The sequence below is a fragment of the Ruminococcus sp. genome, from assembly GCF_017650195.1.
Taxonomy (GTDB): Bacteria; Bacillota; Clostridia; order Oscillospirales; family Ruminococcaceae; genus Ruminococcus.
This window is the reverse complement of record NZ_JAGCFH010000220.1, coordinates 1-11,788: the sequence shown is the minus strand read 5'-3', so window position 1 is coordinate 11,788 and position 11,788 is coordinate 1. Positions and strand designations below refer to the sequence as shown.

The following is an 11,788-nucleotide window of genomic DNA, read 5'->3' as shown; positions in this document are numbered from 1 at the left end:
TCACAGGTCATATCATCGGCTGTTTAATGCTTTTCCTCGCAGGACTTATCGGCGGCAGGACAAGAAAAAGCGCTATGGAGACCGTAAAAATGAGCTTTGGCAACAAAGGCGGTATATTCTTTTCGTTTCTCAATGTTCTACAGCTTGTAGGCTGGACTGCTATAATGATATACGACGGCGCACTTGCCGCAAATGGTATATTCGGTGCAGGAAAATGGATATGGTGCCTTGTCATCGGCGGACTTATCATACTTTGGATACTCATTGGCATTAAGAACCTCGGCAAGATAAACTCTGTCGCTATGGCAGCTCTTTTCATACTCACAATTATACTCTGCAAGGTCATATTCTTTGACGGTAGCAAGCTTCCCATATCCGAGGATAGCATGAGCTTCGGTGCAGCTGTTGAGCTTTCAGCAGCAATGCCCCTTTCATGGCTACCCCTAATAAGTGACTACACAAGGGACGCCGAAAAGCCATTTGCTGCCACTGCTGTAAGTGCAATAGTTTACGGCATAATAAGCTGCTGGATGTATGCAATAGGCATGGGTGCGGCTATTTTCACAGCAGAGTCAGATATCGCTCAGATAATGGTAAAGGCAGGTCTCGGTATAGCCGGGCTTCTTATCGTTGTATTTTCAACTGTAACAACTACTTTCCTTGACGCATATTCCGCAGGTATCTCCGGAGAATCCATACTCTCAAAGCTAAAAGGTAAATGGGTCGCAGTTGCGGCTGCTGTTATTGGAACTGTGGGAGCTGTCCTTTTCAATATGGACGATATAACAGACTTCCTGTATCTTATAGGCTCGGTATTTGCGCCTATGATAGCAGTTCAGATAGCAGATCACTTCATACTGAAAAAGGACAGCTCGGATAAGAGCTTCGATATAATAAGCTGTATCGTATGGGTAATAGGCTTTATCCTTTACAGGTTCCTTATGACAAAGGATATACCTGTTGGTAACACCCTGCCGGATATGGCAGCAACTATAGTTATCTGCGTCATCGCAAAAAAACTCTTTGCAGGCGCAGGCAAAAAAGCAGAAATGAAAACTGAATAAAAGCTGGGAGCCGAAAGCTGAATAAGCGATATGCTCACGTTCTCAGCTTTCAGGCTCCGGTAGAACCGGAGGAAATAAAATGAGAAATTATCATACACAGATGGAAGCGGCTAAAAAGGGCATAATAACTCCTGAAATGAAGATAGTCGCTGAAAAGGAATATATAGACGTAGAGGAGCTACGCGCACTTGTGGAAAAGGGCGAGGTTTGCATTCCCTGCAATATCAACCACAAGTCAATATCCCCTGAGGGTATCGGCACTAAAATGCGTACCAAAATAAACGTGAACCTTGGTATTTCAGGTGACGCAAAGAACTATGACGTTGAGATGGAAAAGGTGGATATGGCTCTGAAATTCGGAGCTGAGGCTATAATGGACCTATCCAACTATGGCAAGACCAACACCTTCCGCAAGGCTCTCGTTGAAAAGTCCCCTGCCATGATAGGCACAGTTCCTATGTACGACGCTATCGGATACCTTGAAAAGGACCTCCTTGAGATAACCGCTGAGGACTTTCTCCGCGTTGTACGCGCTCATGCTGAGGAGGGCGTGGACTTTATGACCATTCACGCAGGCATAAACCGCCGCGCTGTAGAAGCCTTCCGCAGAGATAAAAGAAAGATGAACATTGTTTCAAGAGGAGGCTCTCTCCTCTTTGCATGGATGATGATGACAGGCAACGAAAACCCGTTCTATGAATATTATGACGAGGTGCTGGATATACTCCGCGAATATGACTGCACTATCTCCCTCGGTGACGCGCTACGTCCCGGTTGTATCGACGACTCAACAGACGGCGGCCAGATCGCAGAACTTATCGAGCTGGGAGCTCTTACAGAAAGAGCATGGGCTAAGGACGTACAGGTAATGGTAGAAGGTCCCGGTCACATGGCTATGAATGAGATTGCGGCAAATATGAAGCTACAAAAACGTATCTGTCACAACGCTCCATTCTACGTTCTCGGACCTCTCGTTACGGATATATTCCCGGGATATGACCATATAACCTCGGCTATAGGCGGTGCAATCGCTGCTGCCAGCGGTGCAGATTTTCTCTGCTACGTTACTCCTGCCGAGCATCTCCGTCTTCCCGACGCAAATGATGTAAAGGAAGGCATCATCGCAAGCCGTATCGCTGCTCATGCCGCTGATATTGCAAAGGGCGTCCCCCACGCCACAGACCGTGACAACGCTATGGCTGAGGCTCGCCACGAGGTAGACTGGGAGAAGATGTTCGAGATAGCCGTTGACGGCGAAAAGGCAAGAGAATACTTCGAGAGCACTCCCCCTGCGGACAGGCACACCTGCTCTATGTGCGGCAAAATGTGCGCAGTAAGGACTACAAATATGATACTCAACGGCGAAACGGTCAAATTCTGCACAGAAAAATAATCTTTCAAGGCGCACACACAAGTGCGCCTTTTCTTCTTCGTATAACTATACAATTTGTAATGCTTACAATTGTTGGATATGCACTAAAATAAAAAAATGTTTGTTTTATCTTGATTACTATTATATTATATGGTATAATATATTTTATAAAAATGACGTATTACCTTGCATTTTTTCATGGTATAAGCCGTTTTTTCATGCATTTTGTGAAATACTCCGGCTTTTTTTGCGTCTATATATATCAGTGTCAGCGTCAGCATCACGGGGAAGAATTAAAGAAGTGACAATATCATGGCACTGTAAGGAAAGGATCAGACATTATGAAAAAGGTCATAATAATCGGTGCAGGACCGGCAGGACTTACCGCAGCCTACGAGCTGCTGAAGGACGGCTCCGGTGAATACGATGTAACTGTTCTTGAAGAAACATCAGCTATAGGCGGTATCTCAAAAACCGTTAACTATAAGGGAAACCGTATGGATATGGGCGGTCACCGCTTTTTCTCAAAGATACCGGAGGTAAACCAATGGTGGAGCAATATGCTTCCATTGCAAGGCTCTCCTTCATCTGACGACAAGTTCCTCAAAAGACACGTAAACGTTGAGGCAGGTGGTCCTGACCCTCAGAAGGAAAACCGCGTAATGCTCAAAAGACGCAGAGTATCACGTATTCTCTTCAATGATAAATTCTACGATTATCCGATCTCACTTAAACCTGAGACTATTAAGAATTTTGGCCTGCTGACCACTGCAAAGGTTGGATTCAGCTATCTAAAGGCTGCTCTTCACAAGCGTCCCGAAAACAACCTTGAAAATTTCTATATCAACTGCTTCGGTAAGGAGCTCTACTCTATGTTCTTCGAGTACTACACTGAGAACCTGTGGGGTAGACACCCAAGCGAAATAGACGCCTCATGGGGTGCCCAGCGTACAAAAGGGCTTTCCATAGTAGGAATAATCAAGGACTTCTTTGGCAAACTCTTCAAGGTGAAGAACCGCAAGGTCAATACTTCCCTTATCGAAGAATTCAAGTATCCTAAGCTTGGACCAGGTCAGCTCTGGGAGGTTACAGCCGACGAGGTAAAGAAGCTGGGTGGAACTATAATTATGGAGGCTGCTGTTAAGAAGCTCCATAAGGATTCCGACAATAAGCTCACAGGCGTAACTTATATAAAGGACGGTCAGGAGTTCAACCTTAATGGTGACTGTGTTGTCTCCTCAATGCCGGTAAAGGATCTTGTTGCAGGCATGAATGACGTTCCCGAAGAGGCTGCACGTATCGCAGCTGGTCTCCCATACAGAGACTACATGACTCTCGGTGTTCTCGTTCCCAAGCTCAAGCTCAAGAACAAGACCACTATGAAGACCGTCGGCAATATCGTGCCCGACTGCTGGGTATACGTTCAGGACAGACGTGTTAAAATGGGTCGTTTCCAGATCTATAACAACTGGTCTCCTTACATGGTTAAGGACCTCGGACATACAGTATGGGTAGGTCTTGAGTACTTCGTTTCAGAGGGTGATAAGTTCTGGAATATGACCGAGGAACAGTTCTCTGACTTCTGTGTAAAGGAAATGGTAAAGCTCGGTCTTATCGACAGCGCAGACGAAGTAATAGATACCCACATGGAAAAGGTGAAGAAGGCTTATCCTGCTTATTTCGATACCTATGAGGAAATGGACAAGCTCATCAAGTACCTTGATACTATCCCGAATCTCTACTGTGTAGGACGTAACGGTCAGCACAGATACAATAACATAGACCACTCTATGGTTACCTCCTTCGAGGCTGTAAAGGCTATCAAGAGCGGCAGTAATGATAAGTCCGCTATATGGAACGTCAATACCGAAAAGGAATACCACGAGGAGAAAAAATAATAATGGACGAGATAAAGCAGATATTCCGCGACAGACAGTTCAAAAAGCTGTTTGTGGGCGATACGGACAATACTCTGATACAGTTTTTCCGCTATCTTTTCGTGGGAGGATTGGCTACAGTTGTTGACTGGGGGCTATCCTTCATACTCTTCAAGTTCGTTTTCGGAGAGAGATTCGCAGTTGCTGCCAATTCCCTTTCCTTCATTGCTGGTCTTGTAGTCAACTACCTTATCAGCACTCTTTGGGTCTTCAAGAACTCAAAGGTAAGCAACAAGCTTGTAGAATTTATTGGTTTTGCAGCTATAGGTGTTGTAGGACTCCTTATCACTGTATTGATAACGTGGTGCTTCAGGCTCTGGCTGGAAGATAGGACAAGCGCTTATCAGATGATAGCAAAAGTAGTGTCTACTGCCGTAGCCTTCCTGTGGAATTTTTTTGCAAGAAAGATACTCCTCTATACCAAGAAGGAAAATAAAAAATGATCCAATAACATGAGGCGCAGCTTATTGCGCCTCTGATATTATCGGAGGTATATCATCATGGATAATGAACTCAATAAAACCAATACAGCAAACGACGCTGCCGAAACCACCCCAGAGGTCACAGACCTCACGGAGGTGTGCACTGAAAGTGCTGAGGAGGCATTGGACCTTACCGAGGTCGCTTCAGATACTGCCGTAGCTGCAGAAGCTGCCGCAGATACAGCCACTGAAAATGCTCCTGAAGCAGAATCCGATACTAATAATAGCACGACTGAGAGCACGGACGGTAAAGCTGAAGCTGCTGCCGCTGAAAAGAACACAGACAAGTACCGCTTCGATATACTCAGCAAACTGATAATATGGGTGGTCACGGCTTTCCTGTTCTTAGGAGCTGTATTCACCACAGGCTATTACGTTACTACCACCTCAAAGGGTGAATTCCACGCAGACTGTACAGATACGATAATTTGGGCGAACGCTTCTGCTGAAAGCGGGCATATCTACGACAAGGATTTCTCTTACGCCTGTTTCTTGCCATTCGGTACAAATACTATCATGAGACCTCTGCTCCATTTCTACGGTCTCAGCATGAAAACACATATCATAGGCATGACCTGCTTCTTTATTCTACTGACACTTTTCATGGTGCTCCTTATGAGGGAGGTAACAGGAAATCTGCCCGTATCCTTCGCAGGCACGGCTCTGTTCCTTGCGCTTACGCTGTCAACACCGAAAATGCGTGAAATCTTCTGGGGACATACGATATACTATACTCTCGGAATACTCTTCCTTGTTATAGGTTCCTACTTGTATTCCAGAGTGCTCGCCAACAACGTCAAAGCAAGGAGTCTCCGCAAGAACGGCAAGAGCTCCAAGACAAGAACTATACGTGAGTTTGCCGTATTTGTTATACTATGCATATTCATGATGCTGACAGGCATGGACGGCATCACAGGTATAACTCTCTTCACAATACCGCTCGTATGTGCAATAATCGCAGAGCAGTTCGTAAACAACAAACAGAAGCTAATCGGTACAAAAACAGGCATAGTTGTTTCAAGAGCAACAATCCTGTTTATCATGGCTTTCATAGGCGTAAAGATCAACGACAAATGCCTCGGTGACCTCACCGCAGGCTATCAGGACGCTAATTCGACCTTCTCTGATATGAATACTTGGACAGATCATATCCATACCCTTCCATTGGCATGGATGAGTCTCCTTGGTGTTGAAAATATGCCAAATACTATGTTTACCAAAGACGGTGGCATACCAAATATCATTTTCATAATGTCTTCCATAATAATTGCGGTAATGCCAATAATCGCTACATGTTGCTACAAAAAATACACAAATGATCGCAAAGGCAGAATGATGCGTATATGGATATGGATACACTGGGCGGTCACAGCCGTCAACCTCATGGGCTATGTATTCGGTGTCCTCTCCGCAGCAAACTGGCGTATAATCCCTATGATAGGTACTGCAATGATAGTAAGCATCCTCTTTATATGCTGGGCTATTTCAGAGCAGTCAAGTATAGCAAGGATAGGCGCTCTTATGATGTTACCTATATTTATGGCTGCTTTCATCAACTGTAAGGAAGTACGCAAAATGCCAAAGGACAACTACAAGCAGAACACTGAGTTTATCCTTTCAGACTTCCTTAAGGAGGAGGGCGTGAGCAAAGGCTATGCCACATTCTGGCACGCTAACTCCATTACCGTTATCAGTGGAGAAACGATAAAGGTGCGCGATGTTGATATCGATGAAAACGGCGTGAGAAGACGTCTTTATCAGTCCTCAAAGAACTGGTATTTGGACGATCCGCTCCAAAACGAATACTTCTTGCTATTGTCAAGCTATGAATACGATATCATCTCAAAGTCAAGCTTCTTCAAGGACGACCAGCCTGTCCGCACAGCCGAGACAGTCGCCAACGGAGTATCCTATACTCTCCTTGTATACGACCATAATATTGTATAAAATAAAAAAACAGCCGCAGCGGAACATCACAAATCCGCTGCGGCTACTTTTTGATATTGCTTTATCTGTTATTCAGCAAGCTTCTGGTTGATAGCGTTTACAAGCTCATCTGCGTTTACGCCGTGTACCATTGCAGCCTCCTCTATAGTCTCGCCCTGTGAAGCGGGACATCCGAGACAGTGCATACCAATGCTGAAAAGAATAGGTGATACATCCTTGTCAAGCTGAAGAAGCTCACCAATCTTTGTTTCCTTTGTGATCTGTGCCATACATTTGACCTCCGTTCTGCTCTTGAAAAGGGACTTGACAAATGTCAGCTCCCTTGTTATAATATTATCATAGTCTTTGACATTTGTCAATGCTGTTTTCAAAACTTTTACAAAGAGAGGTATTTTGTCCATGTATCAAGGCAGCAACAAATCTGCGCTACTGTCACAGAAGCTTATATCCGACGCCATGCTCAGGCTTCTCGAAGAAAATCCGTTTAACGAGATAAGCGTAAGCGACCTTTGCAGGGAAGCTCAGGTCTCGCGCCAGACCTTCTATTCCCTTTTCGGCGCCAAGGAAAATGTTATACTTTACGAGCTCAACCATAACTGCTGCTTCCTGCCGGAGGAAAGCTCCGCCACATGCCATTCTGCTGTATTCCGCAGCTTCTGCGAGGATTACAGCCGCTACATAATAGAAAAGAAGCATATCATCTCCCTTCTCGTGCGGAATGATATGATACATTTTCTTTATGACGTGCAATACCGTTCTCTTATGGAATGTAAGTATTTCATCAGCGACGTTTCCGACGAAAACCGCATATTTATCGTGGATTTTATTGCCAGCGGAATGAACAGCATTGCCAAGAATTTTATCCTGACCGGAGGAAAAGCAGATGTGGGCTTCCTAAAAAAACTTATGTTCAGCCTTTTCGGTGGACTTTACTTCAAGAACTGCAAATGAGCGGTGCTGAACGTCAATCTCTCAGATAATAAACGAGCCCGAAGATGATTGATTTGATGATCAATCCCTTCGGGCTTAATTACTGTATACACGTTTTCTTTATGCCTTCATTATAATAAGCTGAAAAATGATAAGTAACAGGAAAAGTGCAACGTTAACTATCGTGAAAACAGTCATATACCTTCCTGTCTTTGCGCCCTCAGAGACTCTGTATATCTGAAATGCGATAAGGCTCGCCATTGAAGCTATTATGGTGCCGAAGCCGCCTATGTCAACTCCCAGCAGCAGTGCCGTTCCGTTATCTGTGAACTCAGCCAGCATTACAGCCGCAGGTACGTTACTTATGAACTGTGACAGCAGCGCAGCTATGATAAGCTCCTTGCCGCTGAGTATATGCGAGAAGAATTCGCTTACAGCTCCGATACGGGCAATATTTCCAACAAAAACGAAAAAGCACACAAATGTTCCGAGGAGTATGTAGTCAACCTTGAGGAGCAACTTTACATCGCATACCGCCATTGCAAGCACTGCGGCTATAAGGCATACCCAGTCGGGAACTATTCTGAACACCGCCGCTATACAAAGCAGGAACAATCCGATATACACCGTTGCCTTTATTACTGGTATCTTTTCTTCTCTGCGACCGGGAGCCTTGCAGCTACTCTTAGGCAGGAAAAAAGTTATTCCAAGTACTGCTGCAAGTCCCAGCACACCCACCGGCAGCATTGTTTTCAGAAATGTCATAGCTGTCAGACCGTATTTGTCGTACAGAAACAGATTCTGCGGATTGCCTACGGGTGTCATCATACTGCCGAGGTTAGCTGCGGCAGATTCGAGTACTATAGTAAGTATAAGGCTTTTCTCATCGTTGATATTCCTGTATATCAGCAGGGTAAGAGGTACAAATGTGATGAGAGCCACGTCATTTGTAACAAGCATTGCACTGAAAAAGCATATAAGTATCATTACCGCTCCGAGCCTGCGTACTGTTCCTGTCTTTTGCAGTATCAGCCTCGTAGCTGCGTCAAATATTCCTATGCTGCGCAGTCCCGCTACAGCTGCCATAAGCGCGAAAAGCTCAATAAGTACTGTTCTGTTACAGTATCCTGTATACTCCCTGTCAGGGGGAACGATAAACATAGTTGCAACCGCCAATATAAATGCTATCACAAGCACAGGCTGAGCCTTAATGAATTTCCAGACCTTCTCCATAAAACCTTCCTTACATTTTTTCATGCCTATTGATTATACCACTTTTTTCACCCATCGTCAACAAAAAAATATTTTATAAAAATATTATTCAACTCCTGCTTTTGAATATAAAAACAGCGGCTGTAAAACACCACAGCCGCTAAATTTTATCATGTAAAAATAAGTGCTCCGCTATCCTCCAACATATTGAGCAAGAAATACCGTGCTTCTTCGCGTAACTCAGGCTTTGCCATATAGTACATATATGTTTCAATCTTGTTAAACGTACTTGCAGTCCTTCCCTCTATCTTGAACTGCTCAAAGCCCATAGGCACATACTTTTCCCATATATCATCGGGAGAGATATGAGTTTTCAGTCCGCGGATATCAAAAATACTACGCTTAGAGTAAGGGCAGTTGCTGAAATGATTCGGATCGTATTTTTCCAGGTCAAAAGGAACATTAGGATACTTCTTTATGTGGTTGCAAAAAGCTATTTGTTGCTGACTTATATCCTTATAGTGCTGTAATCTTCCCGGACATTCTGGCTGACAGCAGGCATTTACAAGAAACTCTATATCCTTTTTTCGTGGAAGAGATTCAAGGATCTCAAATTTGTTGTTAAGATCATAATCGGCAACCACAACATGATAGTCCTTTTCAAGTTCGGCAACAAGAGCTTCCATGGAATTGAGACGCTTACACGTTGAGCTTGTCAGCTTATACTTAGGAAACTCCCTTCGAATATAGTCCTCAAGAAGCTGCGAAGCCACAATAACCTCGTTCATTCCGTTGTTTGCCAAATGAAGCATCATATTGCATCGCTCATCGCTGAGATGCTTTTTCTCAAGCATGATATTGGTGAACGTAAAACGAAGCGGTATACCTCGGTCGTTGAACTCCTTTATCACCACTTTCATATAATTCTTATCAGTATTACCCCCCTGCGACCTTCCACCATTCCACAGACAAGGAGGAAAAACTCCGTAAAACGAGGCTATTTCCACTCCCTCACGGAAGAATTCAGGGTGATTTTTAAGCATTTCAGCAAACAGCAGATTTAATTTAAAGCTTCCCGAAAAGTCAGGAAGATGGAATCTTACTCTCATATTTTTCTCCTGTTATAAGTATATTTTTAATATCCGGAATCATATTTTCTAAAAATTATTATACCACCAAACACAGGTTTAGTCAAACGATTTCAAGAAATCAATATGATTTACGATGCCTTCAACACGCTACGAATAATGCGAGTTGCTCCAGCCTAAAGAACAAAAAAATGCCATAATGAAGTAGTAGAATACAAATAACAACAGTCCGAAAGCAATCACTAAGATTGATTGCTTTCGGACTGTTTTGTATGCCAAAACTTAATCAAAAGACTTTATCTCGCCCATGATGAACTTCTTAAGTAGTATGAGATCCTCGCCGTCAATAACATCGTCGCCGTTTATATCAGCTGCTGCAAAGCACTCTGCATCATCCTGCATAGCAGCATTACGCATTTGTGCAAGGTCATAGATATCAACAACTCTATCACCGTTAAGGTCGCCAATGATTACTGCTGCGGCAGGTGTGTTAGGCCTCCACCAGTTAATATTGAAAAGATATCCTTCTTCGCCTGTGAATACAAGATAAACATTATGTTTTCCTGAGGTTTCCTCGATTTCACAGGTCTGAGTTGACCAATTCTGCCAGTCGCCCGTGCCATTTACATCCATACTGCCTATAAGTTTTCCATTAGGAGAATCAAGACGCACTTCAAGAGCAGCCTGCGCTCCGTTGGAAGAAAGCCGGAAGTCTATATCATTTGCACCTGTAAGATCAATATTCTTAAATCCGATATAATCACCGCTTTCGATGAAACCAATGTTCAGTCCTCCTTCAATGCAGTTCTCGGTCTCAATGCCCGATTTAAAATCACAGTCCTCAGCCTGTATAGCGTCGCCTTCTTCCGCGCTGCCTATGCCGCTAAGACGGAGAAGGTGTGATGACTTACTCAGTACCTTACCACTTGCATCAAGAACATATATCCTGTATTCACCTTCATTTGAAGGAGTTTTTATAGAACCCTTGCTTCCACTTGCCTTTGTCATGTCATCTCCTGCCTTGAACGATTCTGTTCCATCAGGAGCTATCCATACTGTACCATTGGTCTTTCTTATAGGAAGCTTGCTACTGCAGGTCGTCGCACAGCTCGCAGGAAACACATAGTCAGCTGCGGATTTAAGCCATGCAGGCATAAGTCCGCGATAATCGTCTGATATTCCTGAATTTAGACATACCTTGTATTGCTGGAAGGGCCATACATTATCGGGAACTACTATAGGAGTGTCGATATCACTGTATGGCGGGTTCTTGCCCATTTTATTAACAGTGGCATAGGTGCGCTTTATCGTGAGATGATGCTTATCGCCATATTCCTCACAATTTATGGTATAAGTAACATTTGGACTTATTTCGAGGACGTTGTCATTCTCCTCAATATATGTCGTTCCCTCGTCGTTATGAAGTCCATATGTAGGTGCTCCTAAGCCGCCTGCAGGAATGCCCTGGACATAGTTTTCGTTTATAATAGTTCCTGGCATCTGTCCGATAGTGTATATTCCTCCACTGTCGTGAAGTCGGTTCAGAGAGTTGATAACTCTGTTATAGCATATCTGATTATCACGGCAAGTGGTGCTGTCCTTGAAGTTACACCAACCCCAACCAAGATGAATGCCGTTATATGCAGTCTTCTCAATTGTATTGCTAAGTATCTTCACAGAATCTACAAAGTAAGCGGTTATTGCAGCACATCCGCCGAAGCCGTGAACCACACTGATATCATAAAGAAGATTTTGG

At 44.0% G+C, this 11,788-nt stretch carries 10 protein-coding genes; 6 read left to right on the top strand and 4 right to left on the bottom strand.

What is annotated here, in order from left to right:
- The 5 genes from cytX to J6U00_RS10095 form a co-directional block, all read left to right on the top strand.
- A partial coding sequence (gene cytX, locus J6U00_RS10115) for a putative hydroxymethylpyrimidine transporter CytX (protein ID WP_296581516.1) occupies positions 1-1,064 on the top strand: 1,064 nt, incomplete at its 5' end.
- 79 nt (positions 1,065-1,143) lie between these two features.
- Complete coding sequence (gene thiC, locus J6U00_RS10110; RefSeq protein WP_296581514.1) at positions 1,144-2,457, top strand: phosphomethylpyrimidine synthase ThiC; 1,314 nt, start codon at positions 1,144-1,146, stop codon at positions 2,455-2,457.
- A 320-nt stretch (positions 2,458-2,777) separates the two neighbouring features.
- A complete protein-coding gene (locus J6U00_RS10105) occupies positions 2,778-4,334 on the top strand; it encodes an NAD(P)/FAD-dependent oxidoreductase (protein WP_296581512.1) in 1,557 nt (518 codons plus the stop codon).
- Between the two features lie 2 nt (positions 4,335-4,336).
- Complete coding sequence (locus J6U00_RS10100) at positions 4,337-4,816, top strand: GtrA family protein (protein ID WP_296581510.1); 480 nt, start codon at positions 4,337-4,339, stop codon at positions 4,814-4,816.
- Positions 4,817-4,873: 57 nt separating this feature from the next.
- Positions 4,874-6,802: a hypothetical protein gene (locus J6U00_RS10095; protein WP_296581508.1), complete on the top strand. Its 1,929-nt coding sequence runs from the start codon at positions 4,874-4,876 to the stop codon at positions 6,800-6,802.
- 68 nt (positions 6,803-6,870) lie between these two features.
- Here the strand turns inward: J6U00_RS10095 and J6U00_RS10090 are convergent, their stop codons facing one another.
- Positions 6,871-7,071: a DUF1858 domain-containing protein gene (locus tag J6U00_RS10090; RefSeq protein WP_019678215.1), complete on the bottom strand. Its 201-nt coding sequence runs from the start codon at positions 7,069-7,071 to the stop codon at positions 6,871-6,873.
- Positions 7,072-7,201: 130 nt separating this feature from the next.
- Between J6U00_RS10090 and J6U00_RS10085 the strand changes: the two genes are divergently transcribed.
- Positions 7,202-7,753: a TetR/AcrR family transcriptional regulator gene (locus J6U00_RS10085; protein ID WP_296581506.1), complete on the top strand. Its 552-nt coding sequence runs from the start codon at positions 7,202-7,204 to the stop codon at positions 7,751-7,753.
- A 99-nt stretch (positions 7,754-7,852) separates the two neighbouring features.
- On the opposite strand, the gene J6U00_RS10080 is transcribed toward J6U00_RS10085, so the two are convergent.
- The 3 genes from J6U00_RS10080 to J6U00_RS10070 form a co-directional block, all read right to left on the bottom strand.
- A complete protein-coding gene (locus J6U00_RS10080; RefSeq protein WP_296581504.1) occupies positions 7,853-8,965 on the bottom strand; it encodes an SLC13 family permease in 1,113 nt (370 codons plus the stop codon).
- Between the two features lie 149 nt (positions 8,966-9,114).
- Positions 9,115-10,053: a hypothetical protein gene (locus J6U00_RS10075; protein WP_296581503.1), complete on the bottom strand. Its 939-nt coding sequence runs from the start codon at positions 10,051-10,053 to the stop codon at positions 9,115-9,117.
- A gap of 261 nt (positions 10,054-10,314) precedes the next feature.
- Positions 10,315-11,788, bottom strand: a 1,474-nt coding sequence (locus J6U00_RS10070) for a carbohydrate-binding protein (protein WP_296581501.1), incomplete at its 5' end; no start/stop codon positions are given.

Bases quoted from the DNA above. Each gene is read 5' to 3' on its own strand.
- J6U00_RS10090 (WP_019678215.1), bottom strand. From the start codon at position 7,071: ATGGCACAGATCACAAAGGAAACAAAGATTGGTGAGCTTCTTCAGCTT.
- J6U00_RS10075 (WP_296581503.1), bottom strand. From the start codon at position 10,053: ATGAGAGTAAGATTCCATCTTCCTGACTTTTCGGGAAGCTTTAAATTA.
- J6U00_RS10085 (WP_296581506.1), top strand. From the start codon at position 7,202: ATGTATCAAGGCAGCAACAAATCTGCGCTACTGTCACAGAAGCTTATA.
- thiC (WP_296581514.1), top strand. From the start codon at position 1,144: ATGAGAAATTATCATACACAGATGGAAGCGGCTAAAAAGGGCATAATA.
- J6U00_RS10080 (WP_296581504.1), bottom strand. From the start codon at position 8,965: ATGGAGAAGGTCTGGAAATTCATTAAGGCTCAGCCTGTGCTTGTGATA.
- J6U00_RS10105 (WP_296581512.1), top strand. From the start codon at position 2,778: ATGAAAAAGGTCATAATAATCGGTGCAGGACCGGCAGGACTTACCGCA.
- J6U00_RS10100 (WP_296581510.1), top strand. From the start codon at position 4,337: ATGGACGAGATAAAGCAGATATTCCGCGACAGACAGTTCAAAAAGCTG.
- J6U00_RS10095 (WP_296581508.1), top strand. From the start codon at position 4,874: ATGGATAATGAACTCAATAAAACCAATACAGCAAACGACGCTGCCGAA.